This is a genomic window from Flavobacterium sp. MMS24-S5 (genome assembly GCF_050320125.1).
Classification (GTDB): Bacteria; Bacteroidota; Bacteroidia; order Flavobacteriales; family Flavobacteriaceae; genus Flavobacterium; species Flavobacterium tyrosinilyticum.
In genome coordinates, this window is the sequence record NZ_CP190016.1 from 2017749 (window position 1) to 2038348 (window position 20600).

The following is a 20600-nucleotide window of genomic DNA, read 5'->3' on the forward strand; positions in this document are numbered from 1 at the left end:
ATTTTATTAATTATTTTGAACTCTTAACATTAAACGGCAAATCAAATCAACTTCTTCCAATGTCAAATCATAATACAAAGGAAGGCATAGAACACGTTTCGAAACAGTATCTGTCACCTCCAAATCTTGGGGCTCCAAATAAGGTAAAGTATTGGCCAAAGACGGATAAAAATAACGACGGGTAAAAATCTCATGACCATCTAGAAACTTTTTAATATTCTGTAGCAATTCCTCGCTTTCTATCACTATAGGGTAATAAGAATAATTTTCACTGGACTCACTATGCCAAAGAGGACGATAGGCTTTCAATCCTTTTAATTTTGCATTATAATGCATTGTTAACTCTTTTCTCTTCTCATATATTTCTTGTATATACTTCAGATTTACCAATCCCATGGCCGCATGAAACTCCGAATTTTTTCCGTTTATACCCAATTCGGCAAAAGAATCAAAACCAGAAATTCCGAAATTACGGATATAGGCCAGTTTTTTCAATAACTCTGCATCTTTAGTAATAATTAACCCCCCTTCAATAGAATGATAGAGCTTCGTCGCATGCAAAGAACAGGTTGAAATATCACCATATTCAAATATAGATTTCCCATCTACTTTTACACCAAAAGCATGAGCTCCGTCATAAATCACTTTCAGATTGTGCTTTTTGGCAATTTTATCAATCACCTGAACATCACAAGGATTCCCGTAAACATGCGTTGCAAGTATCGCTTCAGTCTTTTCTGTGATGGCAGCCTCTATTTTGGTAACATCTATATTTAAACTCTTCTCCTCTATATCGACAAAAACCGGTGTGCATCCCTCCCAAACAATAGTAGAAGTGGTTGCAACAAAGGAAAAAGGTGTCGTAATAATTTCGCCTGTTATATTCAAAGCTTTGATTGCCATCTGCAAAGCCACCGTACCGTTAGTCACATACAATAAATGATTAACTCTTAAATAATCCTTCAGATTCATTTCCAAATCGCTTGCCAAAGGTCCCATATTGGTTAGCCATTTGCGTTTCCAGATACCATCGACTAATTGTTGGTATTCTTCTTGAGGAGGCAAAAAAGGTTTTGTTACTGGTATCATATTTTTAAAATTAGATTTTTAATATCCTGTATGCTTTCAAATTTAAACAGATAAGCAACTAATAAATAAGTCAAACTACCAGATAAACTTCCTAAAATTAATCTTACAATATCAATTTGACTAGTCAACATTCTATCAACTATAAAAGTAATTGCCGCCATTATTACAGCAAAAATGAAGATTGGCAAGATATCTCTCATTTGTTGCCACATACTGTACTCCAATATCTTTCCCGCATAATGTGTATTAATGAATAATGCTAATATAGAAAAGATTAATTGTCCCCATAACAAAGCATAAAATCCATAAAAAAAACTTATAATTAAAATAATTGTTAATAATATTTTTTTAAATACTTCTAATTTTAAAAACAAGTCACTTCTTCCCTTAACTTCCAGGACGATCAAATTATACAAATGAATTGGGTAAAGTATTCCTGTAAAGCATATAATTTTAAAAATTGGTACAACAGCAAGCCATTTATCAGTGAACAACAAAACAATCAAAGGTTTAGCTAACAATCCCATTAATACAATAATTGGAGTAATTATAAATAGGACCATTTGCATAATTTGTTTATAAGAATTTCTAAACCTAGGAAGATCATCCTGAACTTTAGAAAACAGAGGAAAAACCACTTTATTAAGTGCCCCAGAAATATTCCCTACAGGGAGCATCATTAAGGTATTGGCACGAGTATAGTATCCTACTAGTGTGGGAGAATAAAACCTACCAATAACAATGTGATAAATATTTGTAAAAATAGTATCTAAAATGGCAGATATTGTTAATTTATAACCATAATAAAAATGTTGGATAAATTTATCTTTGCTAAAAATTAATTTCGGGTACCATTTTGCATTAAACCACAAAAAAAAACTTACAAAAAACACATTGACTAAAGTTGAAACAATTAAGCTCCATACACCATAATTCAAATATGCCATTAAAATCCCAACTACACTACTAATAACTAAAGCAGGTAAACTTATAATTGCCAACTTTTTAAATTTTAATTCTCTAGTCAGAATTGTATTTTGTACAGTACCAAAAGCTGAAAGTATAAAGGTCAAACCATAGACTCTAGTTATACTTGTTAAACTAGGTTGGTGATAGAATTTAGCTATCCAAGGTGCCACCATAAAAAGAATTCCATAAATTAGAATACTCCCTGCAAAATTAAAGTAAAATACAGTGGAATAGTCTTCTTGTGTACATTCTTGAGTTCTTATGAGTGAACTCGTTAATCCACCATTAAATAGAGCGGATCCAATTCCCATAAAAATGGTTAACATACCAATAAGTCCAAACTCTTCTGGCAATAAAAGTCTGGCTAGTACCAGTGATACTACGAAAGATATTAATTGACTTCCAAACTGCTGTAAGAAAGTCCAAATCATTCCAGATACTGCTTGTTTTCTAAGTGACATTTTTTTATATATTCTCTATAAATGAAGCTAATGTATAGTTACATCCTTCTTAAAACCTTATTTATTTTTTCTTTTTATCTAAAGAATAAAAAGTATCAAAAAATGTTAAAGAATTGTTGGTTCAAGATAGCAAACGTAACATCCTTGAAATATTAAATCTTTTTACATAAATTAAAATTACTTTACCGCATAATTTTAATAAGTACTAGTTTTACTGCTTAAATTCGTAACTTTATTTTTTACTTTAGTTAGATTAATCTATTTACTTACATTGTTATAATTTCTATATGCTTACTTATATTGAAATCACATTATTCAAAGTAACATATCCAATCTATTTATGCTTTCCAATTCACTAGCTAGTATTTCTTTAACTAATGCAACTAAATCAGATTTAAGCTTCCCATCTAATTTTTTTAATTTGGCAGAATCTCCAATTAACATACAAACTTGTGTTGGACGGTAGTATTCAGGACTTACAGGAATGATTATTTTAACCTATTTCTTTGTGAGAAGTGAATTATATGTATAACTTTGGTTATTTATTTCTAATTTTCTGAACTTTGAAAGTATAATTCTTCATTGTTTTTTAAGTACAAAATTACTTAACTAAATCTCTAAAAATTTTCGAAAATAGCAAATAAAACAACATTAAAAACACTCCTATAAAACCACCCATTACAATTCCTTTTGCTTTACCAAATCTTTCTTTAGCTAATGGCAAAATTGGTCTATCTATAACTTGAATTAACGGCGTTTCTTTACGTAGTGTTACTTTAGCTAATTCTGATTGCTTAACCAGTTCTGTTAATATAGCAGTATTTGCCTGAACATCAACCTGTCGTCTCGAAGATATTGATTTACGTACATTCATTGCTGGATTTAGATTAAAAGTATTATCAGTGGCTACTGCTACACCTGTAATAGCTCCATTCAGCTCTTTCCGAATTGAATCGACTTGACGCTCTAAGATATCCATATTCATTCTAGCTTTCTTACTTTTTGTTGTAACATAAAACATTCCAACTTGTTTAGCCAAAGCTTCACAAAAATATTTAGCAAACAACTCATCTCCTGACATTACATCAATACTCGTTATTGCTATTTTTTTATCTTTCTGACCAACCGATAATCCTCCTTTTAATAAATTTGAATAGATACTCCCTATTATACTATCTTGTACGCGGGTAAACCTTTCTCTATCTGAATTCGGCAAAAATTTAATTGACTCCAATTTTGGTTTATCCGACCAGCTCTCCCTCCATTTATTATTTTGGATAAACATCTCTGCTAAAGAAATTACTTTTCCGTCAACCTTAACTGGTGTAAGTAATGTTTTCTCAACCATTGATCTTGATTTGAATAACTCAGTCAAATTTGAACCAGCAAAAATACCTCCTCCGCTTCCTCCAATATCTAAACCAAATGAACTAGCAAAGCCTAGTGCTCCACCCAGACCTCCTGATTTTTCATCCTCTAATGCAAATGTTAACGTTGCAGTATAAACAGGCTTTTTAGTGAATGAGTATAATAAACCTAGAGATCCACCTATTATTCCAGCCAAAACTATAACTTTCCAATTTGACAATAAATACAGATACCAATCTCTTAATTTTTGTATTAAATCTTTTAATGATACTTCATCATTTTCAATATTTGCATTCATCAAATGTCTATTTAAAAGCAGTTACAATTAATAATGCTAAGCTAGCAAATGCTGTTCCAAGACCAGCCCATTCTCCCGCACTCATCTTTTTCTTTTCAGGCTTCTCAGGTACAACAATCTGTGAATCTGGTTCTACTCTTGGATAAGATCTAAAAAATAAAAATGAACTTGTTACGGCTGCTTTTCCATTGGGATAAATTATATAAGCCTTTCTCTTCCACCCTTTATTATCTACACCACCAACAGAATTAATATAATATTTAAATCCTTTTCCATTTCTATATGGAATTTCGGAAGTAAGCAAAACGTTACCTGTAACTTTTACCCCTTCGTTATACACTGCAACCTCAATTTCATCTCCAGGAAATAAGGTAACATTAGAATAATGATTTTTGTCTTTTACAATTTTTTCCCAATTGACAGGAATAGTCGTATATTTTAGTTCGTCTCTTAATTTTTTTGATAATTTAGATTTAAGTGTATCATTAGTTTTAAGATCTGATTCTTCTATAATTCCTTCTTTCTTTTCTGAAGTTTCTTTCTTTTCCAAGTTAAGATTTATGCTTTCTAATTGCTCAATCTGTTCCTCTTTGATTGGTCGTTTAATCTTCATCCCATCTAAATTAGCTATAGATGTAAGTCCTCCAGCTCTCATTACCACATTGTAAACTTTTTCTTTCTTATTTGCTAGAACATATTTTCCTGGATAAGTAACTGCTCCACTTACTTTAACCATCTCTGGTTTCTCATAAACTGCCATTCTACGAATATTAATAACATCAAAAGGTCTTAAAACAAAGTTTTTAATCTGCTCGTTATTATCTGCGGTTATCTCCAACTCAACCAATTCTATACGTTTAGGATCTGCATCATCAATAGCATCAGATTTAATCATTCTAGCAATTTCAACTCTTTTTGAAGCAGAACCAGTTAATCCACCTACTTGAATAACTAAATCATTTAAAGTTAAATTTTCAAAATATTCATACTCTCCTGGATTTTTTACTTCCCCGTCTATAGTTACTTTATATTCTTCTCTAAATTCTAATATAGAATATACCGTCACTATATCTTCTCTTTTTAGTTCAATATCTGCATTTAAATCTCCTGACAAAGCAGCTCCTAAATCTACGTTAACAATTTCTGTTGTTAAATCTGTTTTTAAACGGATGATTCTTGCTCTTTTACTATAAGCATCTTCTTTTAATCCTTCTGCTCTTGTGACAAGATCTGAAATCCTCATGCCTTCTGTAAAAGAATAATAATCTGGTCTAAAAACAGCCCCTTCAATCTTGATACGATTTTCAAATCGATTTAGAATCTTAGTAATTCTAAAAACATCTCCGGATTGAGGTTGATAGGAATTATATTCACTTTCGTTTATATCGTGGACTTTAAATTCTTTTCCTGTCTTTTGTAAAACATTTACCGAAGCTGTATAAGCAAATTCGTTAAATCCAGACGCGAAATTTAACAAATCAGAAAACTTCTCACCTTTTTTCATTTCAAAAATACCTGGACGCTTAACTTCTCCCTCAACGGTAACTCTTTGACTATAGGCAGGAATTCTAATAACATCATTTTCTTTTAAGGCAACATTATCAGATTGATCTCCTTTAACTAAGAATCTATAAATATCAATATTCTTATAAACTTTATTATTTCTTATCAATTCGATGTTTCTATAGCTACCATTTTTTCCAGGCCCACCTGCTAAATGCAAAGCATTATAAACAGTTGCTAATGAAGAAATCGAATAATTTCCTGGTTGCTTACCTCCTACGATTGTTACTTTTATAGTACGTATTTTTCCTAAACTAATGCTCACTTGAGATTGTCCCGAGCGAACTGTACTGTAAACTCTAGCAATAGCCGCTTTTATTTTTTGAGTAGCAGCCTCAATAGACATTCCAGAAACAGAGATTTGTCCTACATAGTCTATACTTATTTTTCCTTCTACACTTACAGATATATTGGCATTATATTCTTGAACTCCATAAACACTAACTTGTAATTCATCACCAGGGCCAAGAACATAGTTCATAGGAGTAGCCAAATTTAAATCAGGCTCAAAATTTAAAGTGGGATTATCAAATAGTTCCGAACCAAAAATTAGTGCATTTAAAGAATCTTTTACTTTCTCATTTTTTATTTCACTTTGTTTCCTTCCAAATTCTGAAGTTTTTTCTACGTTTTTTGATTTTCCCTCTTTACTTTTATCTTTTCCTCCATCTTTTGCATTTTTTCTTTCATAATCATTAAGCTTAACCTTAAGTTTGTTAAACTCAGTTTGACTCATCCCCTTTGAAAGCACCATTGATTCAACCTGATCAATAGTGGCATTGTTACTTTTTAGCTGAGCACTAATTTTTGCTAAATCATCATCAGATAAGTAATCAACTTTTACTGTACTTAAATCTTTAGATTTCATAATATCTTGTGCTGTTGCATTAAAAGTAATGAATGCAAAAAATAGGGTAAGAACGTATATTATTTTTTTCATGTTTATGAGAAAATTATTTAAAAGAAATTTATTAATTATTTTCCTTTTATGAGTATTGTTTTTGATAATAATCTTTGTAAGACCCTGAAGTAACATTTTGGAGCCATTCTTGATTATCCAAATACCAATTTATAGTTTTTTCTAATCCTTCTTCAAAAGTCACTGAAGGTTTCCAGTTTAATTCTTTTTTAATTTTCGAAGCATCAATAGCGTAACGCAAATCATGACCTGGCCTATCTTTTACATATGTAATTAATCCTTCAGAAGTACCTTCTACTCGTCCTAATTTAACATCCATTATTTTACATAGTAACTTAACCAAATCTATATTTTTCCATTCATTAAACCCGCCAATATTATATGTTTCATGATTTTTCCCTTCATGAAAAACTAAATCTATCGCAATTGCATGATCTTCCACAAAAAGCCAATCCCGCGTGTAATTTCCATCTCCATAAACAGGTAATGACTTATTATTTATAATATTATTAATAAAAAGAGGAATAAGTTTTTCAGGAAAGTGATAGGATCCGTAATTGTTCGAACAGTTAGTCAAAACATATGGAAGTCCGTAGGTTTCTCCGTAGGCTCTAACAAAATGGTCAGAACTGGCTTTTGAAGCAGAATAAGGTGAGTTTGGATCATAAGACGTGGACTCTGTAAACAATCCCTCAGGTCCAAGTGAACCATACACTTCATCCGTGCTTATGTGATAAAATCTTTTCCCTTCAAAATCTCCCTTCCATTGATTCTTTGCAGCATTTAATAAATTCATTGTCCCAATAACATTGGTTTTCACAAATGCCAATGGATCTTCAATTGAACGATCTACGTGAGATTCAGCCGCTAAATGAAGAATGCCCTCAAAAACATGTTTTTTAAAAAGTTCATTTATAAAGATTTCATCCACAATATCACCTTTAACAAAGGTATAATTTGATTTATCTTCAATATCTTTTATATTTTCTAGATTACCAGCATAGGTTAAAGCATCTAAATTAAAAATTTGATATTCTGGATATTTGTTCACAAAATGTCGTACTACATGAGAACCTATAAAACCAGCGCCGCCAGTTATTAGAATTTTTTTCATTTTTAAATGCTTTATTAATTTAATAAATCTGAATTTTGTTTTTCTAATTCGCTATAGATATCTTTCACATCTTGCGAGTTTTCTTTCTGTAAAATTAGATTAGCAGTTTCTGTATAAACAAAAATGGTGTTTTTCAGCCCAAGGAAAGTCGTGTGCTTATCACAGCCGATGACCATATTTCCGTTTGAGTCCGTAGAATGCCCTTTTGAATTTAAATAATCGTATACGGATTCAAAAGAACCTAAGTCTGACCAAGAAAACGAAGCTGGGACAACCTTAATTTTTTTACTGCGTTCCATTACGGCATAATCAATACTTATAGAAGGAATCTCCATAGATAAAGCTAAATCAAGAAAACCATTTTGACTAGACTCCCAAACTAATTTTGATTTTTCGTAAACATCCGGTTGAAATTGTTTGAGTTCTTGCAATAAAACATTCGCTTTAAAACAAAACATACCACTATTCCACAAAAAATTTCCTTTTGCAATAAACTCTTTTGCTGTAGTCTCATTTGGTTTTTCTCGAAATGAAATTACATTGTCTCCTTCAGCTTCTATATAACCATATCCCGTTTCTGGTTTGGTAGGAATAATACCAAAAGTTACTATGAATCCTTCATGGGCTTTGGAAACAGCTTCAGAAATAGCTTGATTATAATTCTCCATTTGATCAATTATATGATCTGATGGAGTAACAATTAAGATATCTTCTGGATTTGATGCAAACGCTGCAAAAGCAATTGCCGCCGCCGTATTTCGTGGTGTTGCTTCCACAATATTTATATACGAAGTACTAGTTTTATGCATTACTTGTCCGCTTAATTGATGATTATCAATATTTCCAACCACCATTATTTTATTAGCTAAATGACTATTCCGCTCAACTGTCATTTCAAATAAAGACTTGCCATCAAATATTTCAAGGTATTGTTTTGGTCTACTTTTACGCGAAAGTGGCCATAAACGACTTCCAACTCCTCCAGTAAGGATTACATGTGTAATATATTTATCTGAATTCATATATTTTTAAATAAAAAAGGAAATCTAAAGCCTATTGTCTGCCAAAGATCCTAAAACTCCTTTTACATCATAAATTAAACTTTTTTCTTTTTGCAAACTTGAAAAATCTATTTTTAGAAACTCTGAATGAGCTACTCCTAATACTAATGCATCAAATTTTTTTTCAGGCAGAGAGTTAATAGTCTCCAGCTTATATTCTTTATTAACTTCGTCATTATTAGCTAAAGGGTCAAAAATGGTAACGACTATTCCGTAATCTTTTAGTGCTTTTATAACATCTACAATTTTTGTATTTCTAACGTCTGGGCAATTTTCTTTGAAAGTAATACCTAACATTAACAGCTCGGCCCCATTGACCGAAATACCTTTTTTAATCATTAACTTCACTATTTGTGAAGCTACATATTCACCCATGCTATCATTTAAACGTCTTCCTGCTAAAATTATTTCAGGGTGATAACCAAACTCTTGTGCTCTTTGCGCTAAGTAGTAAGGATCCACACCAATACAATGTCCACCGACAAGACCTGGTTTAAATGGCAAAAAATTCCATTTTGTAGATGCCGCTGTTAATACTTCTTGAGTATCGATATTCATTAAGTTGAATATCTTAGCCAATTCGTTAACAAAAGCGATATTAATGTCTCGCTGAGAGTTTTCAATAACTTTGGCCGCTTCCGCTACTTTTATTGTTGGAGCTAAATGGGTTCCAGCAGTAATTACAGACTTATATAAAGCATCAACTTTTAAACCTATTTCTGGTGTTGAGCCTGATGTTACTTTTAGAATTTTTTCAACTGTATGCTCTTTATCACCTGGGTTAATCCTTTCTGGCGAATATCCTGCGAAAAAATCTTCATTAAATTTCAATCCTGAAACCTGCTCTAGAACCGGCACACATTGTTCTTCCGTCACTCCAGGATAAACCGTAGATTCGTAGATAACTATATCCCCTCTTTTTAAAACTTTACCAACAGTTTCACTAGATTTATAAAGAGGTGTTAAATCTGGCCTGTTATTTTTGTCTACTGGCGTAGGAACTGTGACTATATAATAATTACACTCAGCAATGTCCACTATAGAGGTAGTACAATATAATCCTTCTTTTCCATCGATTTTATCTACTAAAACGTTTTGTAAAACATCATCCTCTACTTCTAAAGTAGTGTCTGTTCCTGATTTCAGAGAACTAACTCTCGATTCATTTACATCAAAACCAATTACAGAATATTTTGTTGCAAACAGTCGTGCTAATGGCAATCCGACATAACCTAAACCAATAACTGCAATTTTAATATTTTTTTTTAACTTCATCTGCTTAATTTCTTTAGGCTTTTAAAAATTCACGGCTTCGCCGTTCCAAGTCACAATATCTGACTCAGATGCCTAAATTAATCATTTTCGCGCAAATATAGTATAATAACTCTAGTTAATCAATACGGTTTCCCGTAATACTCAAAAACAAATTGTTAATAAAAAAACGTTTGACCACAATACGTTATTAATCAGGCTGTAAATAATTACTTTATAAAAAAAACAGAAGAAAAAAATCTAAAAAAAGACTTCTCTTCTGCTAATTTTTTATTGGATAACGCTGTTATTTATATTTTATTTTCAAGACACACCCTAAAGCTTCAAGCACCAGCACATAATAATTATTAGAAACCTCCTGAACAATTGCATTTTGATTGATAAACACACCAGACTCTAGTTTTATTTTATCTCCCACCTGAATACTAGAAACTGAAACATCCTTTAGATTTGGGGATTTTAAACTTGTTCTAATAATTTCAATTTCTTGATTTTTTACAATTGCTGGCTTTCCTAACCAAAACAAATACCTAACTACTCCTTGTGCTTGAAAAACTAAGTTACGATCTGAATCGGATAACTGAACAAAAACGTAGGAATTAAAAAGAGGCGTTTCAATTTTCTTCTTCCTGTCTGACCACTGTTTTATTTGAGTAATCAATGGACAATAACATTCTATTCCAAGCTGATTAAGTTTATCTGCTACTTTCTTTTCCCATTTCGGTTTTGTATAAACAACGTACCAATTCATTTTTTTTATTTAAGGATGAAGCAACATATCCCACTCCATTTAATTCTACAAATACAAAAGCAATTTATGCTCCAATACCATTATAAACGAATCCGATTGATTCTAATTGTTTGGCATTTAAAATATTTCTTCCATCAAAGACAAAAGCTGGCTTATGCATAGAATCATAAATCCTTTTCCAATCGTAAGTTGTAAACTCATCCCATTCTGTTAAGATTGCAATCGCATGTGCATCTTTACATGCCTCATAAGCATTATCAAAAACACTTAGTGAGTCAAGATTATTATCACTTGCTCTCGTTTCTAGATAATCTAAATCACTTAGCATTTTAGTTTTAGAAACCTTCGGATCAAAAACTGAGATTTTGGCCTGTTCATTTATTAAATCATCAGCAACATAAATTGCAGCAGACTCTCTTGTATCATTTGTATCTTTTTTAAAAGCCCAGCCTAAGAAAGTAATTTTTTTATCGGCTACTGTATTATATAAAGTCTGAACAATTTTATTTGAAAATCTTCTTTTTTGATGATCATTCATAATAATCACTTGCTCCCAATAATCTGCAACCTCATTTAATCCGTATGATTTTGCTATATATACTAAATTCAATATGTCTTTTTGGAAACAAGAACCGCCAAATCCTACAGAAGCTTTCAAGAATTTAGGGCCAATTCTACTATCCATACCGATCGCTTTAGCCACTTCATTTACATTTGCGCCAGTTTTCTCGCAAAGCTCTGACATCGCGTTTATTGAAGAAATACGTTGTGCTAAAAATGCATTTGCAGTTAGTTTAGACAATTCAGACGACCAAACATTTGTTGTCAAAATTCGATCTTTGCTTACCCAATTTGAATAAACTTCTACTAAGGAATTAATTGCCTCTTCACCTTCTTGAGTTGTATCTCCACCAATCAAAATTCGATCAGGGTTTAATAAATCTGTAACTGCAGTTCCTTCTGCTAAAAACTCTGGATTAGATAAAATTTGAAATTGAACACCATTTCCTGTATTATCCAATATACTTTTAATGGCCTCAGCAGTTCTCACTGGCAAAGTTGACTTCTCGACTACAATTTTATTTTGCTTTGCAACCCTTGCAATTTGTCTAGCACATAATTCGATATATTTTAAATCTGCTGCCATTCCTTTTCCTTTTCCATAAGTCTTGGTAGGTGTATTTACAGAAATAAATATCATTTCAGCTTCATCTATTGCTTTATCAACATCAGTAGAAAAAAACAAATTCCTGCCCCTTGCTTCTGCTACAATTTCAGAAAGTCCAGGTTCATATATTGGAATATTTTCAGGATTCGGATCATTCCAATCTGCTATTCTTTGTTCATTTAAATCAACAACCGTAACCTGAATATGAGGACATTTTTGAGCAATCACTGCCATTGTTGGCCATCCAACATATCCTGCACCAATGCAGCAAATTTTTGTAATTTTCATTTGATCTATTTTATCTTGATCTTAAATTTATTTTAAATTATTCCAATACCACTCAACAGCTTCTTTTAACCCGTCTTGCAAAGAATACTTTGGATTATAACCGAGATTTCTTTTTGCTTTTTCGATACTTGCTAGAGAATGCGGAATGTCTCCTGCTCGATTTTCACCATAAATAACTGGAACATCCTTTATTTTTGGATCAAAGTCTGACAAATATTCTTTTAAATATCCAACTAAGTCATTTAAAGTATTTCTGTCTCCAAATGCAGTATTATAAATAGTATTAATTGCTTCTAAATTTTGACAAGTCATAGCCAACTCATTCATTTGAATTACATTGTCTATATATGTAAAATCACGAGAATAATTTCCGTCTCCATTAATTATTGGACTCTCGTGGCTCATAAATTGCTTTACAAACTTTGGAATTACAGCCGCATAAGCTCCATTAGGGTCTTGCTTTCTTCCAAAAACATTAAAATAACGAAGCCCGATTGTTTCTAATCCATATGTCTTGCTAAAAATTTCAGCATAAAGTTCATTCACATATTTTGTAATTGCATAAGGAGACAATGGTTTTCCGATAACATCTTCTACTTTTGGCAATCCTTGAGAATCTCCATAAGTAGAAGAACTCGCAGCATAAACAAATCGTTTTACTTTAGCATCGCGTGCTGCTGTAAGCATATTTAAAAAACCCGAAACATTTACATCATTTGTCGTAATTGGATCTTTTATTGATCTAGGAACAGAACCTAAAGCGGCCTGATGTAAAACATAATCTACTCCTGCAACAGCTAAATTACAATCAGTTAAATTTCGAATATCACCTTCAATCAACTTAAAATCAGGGTTATTTAAAAAATCTTTTAAATTATAACGGTGGCCTGTAGAAAAATTATCCAAACAAACGACTTTATGGCCTAAGCCTAAAAAATACCCAGTCAAATTTGAACCTATAAACCCAGCCCCCCCAGTAATCAAAATTGTATTCTTTACCCTAATTTCCATTTATCAAAGTTTATTTTTTTCTAATTCGATTTAAAAATGCTTTCCAAAATCCATCTTTAACTTCCTCCTCATGATAACCATTCGAATAAGCTCCGTAGCCGTAACCATATCCATAACCACTACCGTATTTTGCTTTATTTTCATAACCATTTAATACAATACTCACGTTGCTCAACTCTCCACGTTTGAGTCTAGTATTCAACAACGTTATCATATCTTTCTTAGTATAATTTTGTCTTACAATGTACAATATTACATCTGCAAACTGAACTAATTCTAACGAATCTGCCACTAAACCAACTGGTGGAGTATCCAAAACTATATAATCATATTTTTGCTTCAATTCATCAATCAATTCTTTCATTGAATCACTTAAAATTAACTCAGAAGGATTTGGGGGAATTGGCACTGAAAGTATTACATCTAAATTAGGAATTGGTGTCCGATTCGTAATTTCTTCTAAATTATTTTGTCTTATTAAATAATTGACAACTCCTAAAGATGATTTTAATTGAAATTCATCTGCTAATCTTGGTTTTCTTAAATCCAAACCAACAATTACTGTTTTTTTCTCGCTTAAAGCAAAAACTGTAGCGATATTTATAGAACAGAATGTTTTTCCTTCTCCACTAATTGAAGAAGTAATCATTAAGGTTTTTGATCCGTCAACTTTTTGTTTTTTATATAAAAACTGAAGTGAAGAACGTAAGCCCCTAAATGATTCTGAAAGAGCAGATTTTGGTTTATCAAAAACCGCTAAGCTTCCTGAGTCTTTATTAATACCAATCACTCCAAGCAATGGAATTTGAGTTAGTTTACTAATATCATCACTATTCTGAATTGAATTATTAATAAAGAAGATTAATAAAACAAATAAGAAGGGAATTAAAAACCCTAAGAACAAAGCCATTACATAGTTTACAGAAGTCTTAGGCCCTATTAAACCTCCACCAATATCTTTTGCCGGATCAATAAAATGAATATCTGATAGGTTAGATGCTCTTACAATTTCTGCTTCATTTCTCTTTTGAAGGAACTCTGTATAGATATTATCATTCAGATCGTATTTTCTTTTAATCTTCAGTAATTCTTGTTGTTCAGCAGGAAGTTTTTTAACAGTACTTTCTGCTTGTCCAATTTTGGCATTTAACAAAGATAAATCATAAACTAAAGAAGACTTTGCAGTATTAATATTCTCTTGAAGAACATTTTTTACTGCGGCCATTTGATTGTCAAAATCTTTAAATATTTTTTCACTCTTTACAGCATAAGCCATTTCAGATCTTTGAGTAGACAGCGCAATAAGCCTACCCACATTGGCAACAATATTTGGATCTTCAATTCCTGCAACAGAAGGGGCAGGTAATCTAGAATAATCAACGCTACTATTTAGATATGCTTTTAAAGAATTATAATAAGCAATTTTTCTAGCTACTTGATCCTTTTCAGCATCAAAACTCATTATTTTCTCTGAAACTTTAGAACCTCCGTCTTCTATTTCGTAAATATTTTTGTCTTTTTGAAAAGACTTTAATTCGTTACCTGTCTCTTTAAGCTGAGATTCCATTGCAACAAGAGTACTATCTATGAATCTAATAGTGTTTGTTGCAAATTGGTTTTTACCATCTAATTGCAATTTCATAAGCATCCTTACAGTAGCATTCAGATAGTCAACCATTCTCGCTTTATTTGTTCCTTGCATTGACAAAGTCAACAACGACCCCCCACTTCTTCCAGCATCTACATTTATGCCTTTGTATTGAGATACAGTTCCATCAAAATCATTAAATCTTACAAAGTATTCTTTCCCTTTATAAAAACCTGGATTATCTACTATTTGAAGTTTCCAATCTAAAAAAGGAAGACTAACACGTTCTCCTACTTTGTATTTTTTAATAAAAGTTGTAGGTTGTACTGACGTATTGCTGTAAGAATTATTGCTATAAGTAATTAACGAAACAGAATTAACTTCAAATGGTATCTGAATTTGATACTCATTTTCGCTTAAAAATTTTATACTAATTAATGTATTTGCAAGCTGTCCCTTTGTTTTGTCAATATCGACATAAAATGGTACCGCTCCGTAAGAATCAATTAAATTGTATTTCCCTTGCTCTAAATAGTTAATATAAAATTGAAGTTTCTCTACTACTAGTTCATTATGAGATCTCGATTGCAAAATCGTAGAAATACCGTTTACCTGATCCGAAACTCCTCCCCAATTGAATACCAAACTGGTATTTGATGTAAAAAAAGGATTACTTTCTTCTTTAATAGAAATCATGGTTTGCATTCCGTAAATTTTTTCTTTACGAATATTTATCTGGTAAGCAATAGTGAATGTAATAATCAAACTTACAAGAAACCATTTCCAGTAACTTACAATTTTCAACAGAAACCCTTTAAAATCAAAATGAGAATGATTTTCAAAAATGGCGAAATCTTTAATATCTAACATTTTAAAAATCTATTTTTTACTTTATAATTAAATAAACTGTTGTTGCCAAAGATAACAATGTAATTATTGTTCCTATAGACTGTATACCCGTTTGCCCAGTTCCCCAAGTTTTTTGTCTCAATGGCTTTACGTATATATAATCATTCGGTTGCAAATAATAGTATGGTGATTTCATTACGTTCACATCTGTAAGATCAATATCATGCATTTGAACACCAGTTGGACTCTGACGAATTATGGTTACTTCTTTTCTATTACCAACTGTTGTAATATCTCCTGCATTTGCAACAGCTTCTAAAATATTTACATTGTCTTTAAATAATACTTTTGTACCTGTACTTCCAACTTCTCCATTTATGGTATATCTAAATCCAGCTAATTTTACTGTTACAAAAATATTTGCTTCGCTTTTAAAATATTCTTCCAGTAATTTCTTTTCAATTTTTATTCTTGTCTCTTCGAGAGTATATCCAATTACATTAATTTCTCCAAGAATTGGCATTCTTATATTTCCATGATCGTCAACTGTAAATCCATCAAAGTATAAACCAGACTCACTTTTCCCAGCCTGACCAGCTTCTCCTTCTGTTGTATTAAAAATAGATACTAATTTTGAGTCTATTGCTTTTATATTAATCCTTAAAACATCATGTACTTGCAATCTATATGGTTTTGATTCTACTGCTACAATCGCTGCTTGTTCTCCTGAATCATTTTTATCCTGAAGGTAAACCAAATCTTTGATTGGAATGCACGATGTAAGTAATGTTGAGATTAATAAAAATAGAAGAAAACTGTTTTTTGTCATTCGTTCAATGTTTTCGCAAAGATCTTTTCCTTTAATATCAAGAAAAACATAATTGCTATTTGGGGTTTAGCTAATTGTTCTTAAATGTTTTTTCGAAAGGCACTCTATGCAAGATACTGCGCCCAAGTGTTATTTCGTCTGCATACTCTAATTCATCTCCAACTGATATTCCTCTCGCAATTGTCGAAATTATAATCTCAGAATCTGCAATTTGTTTATAGATATAAAAATTTGTCGTATCTCCTTCCATAGTTGAGCTTAAAGCAAAAATAATCTCTGCTACATTTCCAGATTTTACTTTTGCTACTAAACTAGAAATATTTAACTGATTGGGCCAACTCCTTCAATAGGTGAAATTTTCCCTCCAAGCACATGATATATTCCTCTAAATTGTCCTGTGTTTTCTATCGCCATAACATCTCTAATATCTTCTACAACACATATTGTTTCATGATTTCTAACTGTATTAGCGCAAATCTCGCACATTTTAGTATCAGAAATATTATGGCAACTTTCACAAAACTTAATATCCTCACGCATTTTCAATAATGCTTGAGACAAAAAAGCTGTTTGTTCTTTAGGTTGCTTTAACAAATGAAGAACTAATCGAAGTGCCGTACGCTTACCTATACCAGGTAATTGCGACATTTCGTTTACCGCTTTTTCAATTAATTTTGATGAAAATTCCATGACGACAAAAGTAATACTTTTAATGGTTTAGCCTACATTACAGCCATTAAATTCAAAGCTTAATGCTAACGATAATTTATTACGAAACCCCTTTCTTTTCTTGGCTCAAATGAAGATGACAAACAATGTTTTAGTATTGATTTGTAGCCAACAAAACTAACGTACAAGCCACCTCTACTTGAATATCATTTAATTCTAGTAATTGGTACAACTCTGGATTTTCGGTTCCTGGATTAAAAATTACTCGTTTAGGATGTGACTCAATAATATAATTATAATAATCTCTCTGACGAATAGGATTTAAATACAAAGTGATAGTATCAATATTTTTAACTGGTATCGCTTTAGTTTGAATTTTTACTCCAGCAACTTCTCCAGCTTTTTGTCCGATTGCTAAAACAGAATGTCCTTTTCCTATCAGCATATTTACTGCTTTATAAGAATAACGTTCTGGATTTGTAGACGCTCCTATAACTAATGTTTTTTTATTTTTCATTTTTTTTGTTTAGAATGCAAAAGTAATCAAAAAGAACGATTTAACTTTATCTCTTTGACCCAGAATAAACAGCAATAAAAAACATTATTATAACATAATTCTACATAAAAACATCAAAAAATAACTACATTTACTTCAACCAACCAATACAATATGGAATTATTTATTTACTTATTTGCCGCCTTGTTCTCCGTGCTTAACCCAATTGGAACCGTACCTATTTTTGTCGGATTAACACAACACGACTCTCAAAAAGAAAGATCCCGAATCTCTCTTTGGACCGCAATCAATGTTTTCATCATATTATTGGTTTCTTATTTCATTGGCCAATATGTTCTAACTTTTTTCGGAATCAGCATAGACGCCTTAAGAATTGCGGGCGGAATTGTAATTGTAAATTCTGGCTTTTCTTTACTTTCTGGAAAATTCAACAAGAAACGAGGAATCAATAAAAAAATTGAAAATGAAGCACAACACAGAAATGATATCGCATTAACACCTTTAGCAATACCAATGCTTGCTGGCCCTGGATCGATGTCTCTTTTAATTGCTTTTTATCAAGAGCATCATGAAATAAATGAAATTATAATTTCGTCATTGGCGATTCTTGCAATTGCTATAGCGATTTTTGCTATTTTAAAAAGTGCTCATTATCTAGCTAGAATTTTAGGAGCATCTGGAATTGTCGCTATTTCAAGAATTGTTGGTTTTATCGTTATTTCTATCGGAATTCAATACATAGTAAGTGCTATAGTAAATATTATAAAAGGAAATTTTTAACTCCAAAATGTTCTTAAAAAGAAAGGGATAAAATCAAGTATGATTTTATCCCTTTCTTTTATTTTAACTTCTCGGCAAGAAAACTTCAGCCATCATACATCTTGCGCTTCCTCCACCACAAGCTTCAATTGTATCAAGGCTTGAGCTTAAGATTTCTGCATGATTTTCCAATTGAGCAATCTGTTTTGGAGTTAAGATCTGGTGTGCAGAAGCACTCATAACAATATATCTCTTATCCTCTTTTCCGCGAACTTCTAGCATATTTCCTGCAAAATTATTCACTTGGTCTTCTGTTATTAAAATAACTTCCTTTTGATCTTGTTTAAGATTATCTAGAACCATTTTTCGTTCTTTCTTATCATCGATAGAATCTGCACAAATAACAGCAAAAGTTTCACCTAAACACATCATTACATTAGTATGATAAATTAGTTTACGCTCGCCATCAACCGTTTGAAAAGCTTCAAAAATAACAGGAGCATAATCAAAATCTTCGCAGAATTCTATAAAAAGCTCTTCATCTGCTCTTGGAGATAGTGCGCAATATGCTTTTCCATTAGCTCTATCTAATAACAAACTCCCCGTTCCTTCTAAGAAAATGCCATCTTCTTCTGCTGAAGTATAATCCATGATATTAGCAATTTCGAATCCTTTTTCTTCCAAAGTATCTAAAATATCTTCACGACGTTCTTGACGACGATTTTCAGCAAACATCGGATAAAGTGCCACATCTCCATTTTCATGAAATGAAACCCAATTGTTTGGAAAAATACTATCAGGAGTATCAGTCTCTAAATTGTCATCAACAACAGTAACATCTACTCCGACCGCTCTTAATTTTTCAACAAAAGCATCAAATTCCTGTTGCGCTTTAGCATTAACGGTACTGGGTAAAAGTCCGTCTAATACTTTTTGATAATAATTATTTACAGCCGTCTGTTCATTCATTCTGAAAGCAACTGGTCGAATCATTACTATTGCGTTTGTTGTTTGTCTCATTTTTTATATTTTTTTTGTTTCACGTTTAAAGCTTCAGGTTTCACGTCTTGCAAAAAACTTGAAACGTGAAACTTGAAACAAAAAACTATTTTTAGTCTCTAATTAATGGAAGCGTTGAACATCTCAACAAACCTTCTTGCTTTGAAATTTCAGCATATGGAATTTCTTCAACAATAAAACCATTTTCACGAAGCCAATTATTCAATCTTGTAAAATTCTTTTCAGAAACCACCACATTTTCATCAATTGAAAATACATTCGAAAACATATTATACATTTCGTTTCTTTCAATATGAAATAGATTTTCTTTTCCGAAAAGCTTCACTAAATAAAGATAATCTGCCTCCTCACGGAAACCTCTTTTATAAATAATACCTTTATTTTTTCCAACGGGCTGGAAACAACAATCCAAATGTAACGCATTATCTCTTGCTTCTAATTTAGATTTTACCAAATCAAATTCTTTTACAATCTTATTAGGAAATAGCGATTTGATATAGTTTACACCATGCATATTGGTTCTTGCTGTAATGTAGTCTTTATAATCACTTCCTTTATAAGTTCCAATAAAAATATGATCATTCCAAAGCATCACATCTCCTCCTTCGATATGAACTTCTTCTGGAGGACGAACCACTTTTAATGGATCAATCTGATCAATTACATATTGAATAGCATCTAATTCGCGTTCTCTATCTGGAAGAATATTCGATTTCACAAAGATATCATCAATTACGAACCCAATATCTCGTGCAAAAATCTGATTGTAGTTTTCAATCATTTCCGGACGATAAACTGTTACTTCATATTTCTGAAAAACAGCATTAAAAGCATCCATTTCAGCAACCATATCTTTTTCTAAAGGATAAGTTCCCGCCTTAATATGTTCCAATGATTTAGGATCATAAGCCTCTTCTATAGTTGGAGTTCTGTCCATTATGAACAGCAGAACCCAAAACTACAGCACGAAGTCGAGACGTTTCGTTCTTTACATTTAATTGCAACATAACTCTATTGTATTTTGAGCAAATATAAAA

15 protein-coding genes and 2 pseudogenes are annotated in these 20600 nt (G+C 31.7%); 1 reads left to right on the forward strand and 16 read right to left on the reverse strand.

Annotated elements, in window-relative coordinates:
• Nucleotides 1–6 precede the first annotated feature (6 nt).
• The 14 genes and pseudogenes from ACPWTF_RS09250 to ACPWTF_RS09315 form a co-directional block, all read right to left on the reverse strand.
• On the reverse strand, nucleotides 7–1089 hold the full coding sequence (locus tag ACPWTF_RS09250) for a DegT/DnrJ/EryC1/StrS family aminotransferase (RefSeq protein ID WP_427875251.1): 1083 nt from the start codon (nucleotides 1087–1089) through the stop codon (nucleotides 7–9).
• Nucleotides 1086–2519, reverse strand: coding sequence for a lipopolysaccharide biosynthesis protein (locus tag ACPWTF_RS09255; RefSeq protein ID WP_427875252.1), 1434 nt, complete (start codon nucleotides 2517–2519; stop codon nucleotides 1086–1088). The genes ACPWTF_RS09250 and ACPWTF_RS09255 overlap by 4 nt, the downstream gene beginning before the upstream one ends.
• Nucleotides 2520–3120: 601 nt before the next feature.
• Nucleotides 3121–4185 (reverse strand): Wzz/FepE/Etk N-terminal domain-containing protein, encoded by a 1065-nt coding sequence (locus ACPWTF_RS09260; RefSeq protein WP_250837450.1) that lies wholly within the window; start codon nucleotides 4183–4185, stop codon nucleotides 3121–3123.
• A 7-nt stretch (nucleotides 4186–4192) separates the two neighbouring features.
• Nucleotides 4193–6688, reverse strand: coding sequence for an SLBB domain-containing protein (locus ACPWTF_RS09265; RefSeq protein ID WP_427875253.1), 2496 nt, complete (start codon nucleotides 6686–6688; stop codon nucleotides 4193–4195).
• 46 nt (nucleotides 6689–6734) lie between these two features.
• A complete protein-coding gene (gene rfbB, locus ACPWTF_RS09270) occupies nucleotides 6735–7781 on the reverse strand; it encodes a dTDP-glucose 4,6-dehydratase (RefSeq protein WP_427875254.1) in 1047 nt (348 codons plus the stop codon).
• 14 nt (nucleotides 7782–7795) lie between these two features.
• Nucleotides 7796–8803 (reverse strand): mannose-1-phosphate guanylyltransferase, encoded by a 1008-nt coding sequence (locus ACPWTF_RS09275; protein WP_427875255.1) that lies wholly within the window; start codon nucleotides 8801–8803, stop codon nucleotides 7796–7798.
• Nucleotides 8804–8827: 24 nt separating this feature from the next.
• Nucleotides 8828–10117, reverse strand: a complete 1290-nt coding sequence (locus ACPWTF_RS09280; protein ID WP_427875256.1) for a nucleotide sugar dehydrogenase — start codon at nucleotides 10115–10117, stop codon at nucleotides 8828–8830.
• A 283-nt stretch (nucleotides 10118–10400) separates the two neighbouring features.
• Nucleotides 10401–10865 (reverse strand): UpxY family transcription antiterminator, encoded by a 465-nt coding sequence (locus tag ACPWTF_RS09285; RefSeq protein WP_427875257.1) that lies wholly within the window; start codon nucleotides 10863–10865, stop codon nucleotides 10401–10403.
• A 64-nt stretch (nucleotides 10866–10929) separates the two neighbouring features.
• Complete coding sequence (locus ACPWTF_RS09290) at nucleotides 10930–12321, reverse strand: UDP-glucose 6-dehydrogenase (protein WP_427875258.1); 1392 nt, start codon at nucleotides 12319–12321, stop codon at nucleotides 10930–10932.
• Nucleotides 12322–12348: 27 nt separating this feature from the next.
• Nucleotides 12349–13332 (reverse strand): SDR family oxidoreductase, encoded by a 984-nt coding sequence (locus tag ACPWTF_RS09295; protein ID WP_427875259.1) that lies wholly within the window; start codon nucleotides 13330–13332, stop codon nucleotides 12349–12351.
• 10 nt (nucleotides 13333–13342) lie between these two features.
• The gene (locus ACPWTF_RS09300) at nucleotides 13343–15790 is read right to left on the reverse strand and encodes a GumC family protein (RefSeq protein ID WP_427875260.1); all 2448 of its coding nucleotides are present in this window, start codon (nucleotides 15788–15790) and stop codon (nucleotides 13343–13345) included.
• A 16-nt stretch (nucleotides 15791–15806) separates the two neighbouring features.
• Nucleotides 15807–16598, reverse strand: a complete 792-nt coding sequence (locus ACPWTF_RS09305) for a polysaccharide biosynthesis/export family protein (RefSeq protein ID WP_427875261.1) — start codon at nucleotides 16596–16598, stop codon at nucleotides 15807–15809.
• Nucleotides 16599–16668: 70 nt separating this feature from the next.
• A pseudogene (recR, locus tag ACPWTF_RS09310) lies at nucleotides 16669–17288 on the reverse strand (recombination mediator RecR).
• A 130-nt stretch (nucleotides 17289–17418) separates the two neighbouring features.
• A complete protein-coding gene (locus ACPWTF_RS09315) occupies nucleotides 17419–17784 on the reverse strand; it encodes a CoA-binding protein (protein ID WP_379798809.1) in 366 nt (121 codons plus the stop codon).
• Nucleotides 17785–17937: 153 nt separating this feature from the next.
• Between ACPWTF_RS09315 and ACPWTF_RS09320 the strand changes: the two genes are divergently transcribed.
• Nucleotides 17938–18564 carry a MarC family NAAT transporter gene (locus ACPWTF_RS09320; protein WP_250837462.1) on the forward strand — a complete coding sequence of 209 codons (627 nt, stop codon included), beginning with the start codon at nucleotides 17938–17940 and terminating at the stop codon, nucleotides 18562–18564.
• Between the two features lie 63 nt (nucleotides 18565–18627).
• Here the strand turns inward: ACPWTF_RS09320 and ctlX are convergent, their stop codons facing one another.
• Complete coding sequence (ctlX, locus tag ACPWTF_RS09325; RefSeq protein ID WP_427875262.1) at nucleotides 18628–19563, reverse strand: citrulline utilization hydrolase CtlX; 936 nt, start codon at nucleotides 19561–19563, stop codon at nucleotides 18628–18630.
• A gap of 91 nt (nucleotides 19564–19654) precedes the next feature.
• Nucleotides 19655–20570, reverse strand: a pseudogene (locus ACPWTF_RS09330) (dimethylarginine dimethylaminohydrolase family protein).
• Nucleotides 20571–20600: the final 30 nt, after the last annotated feature.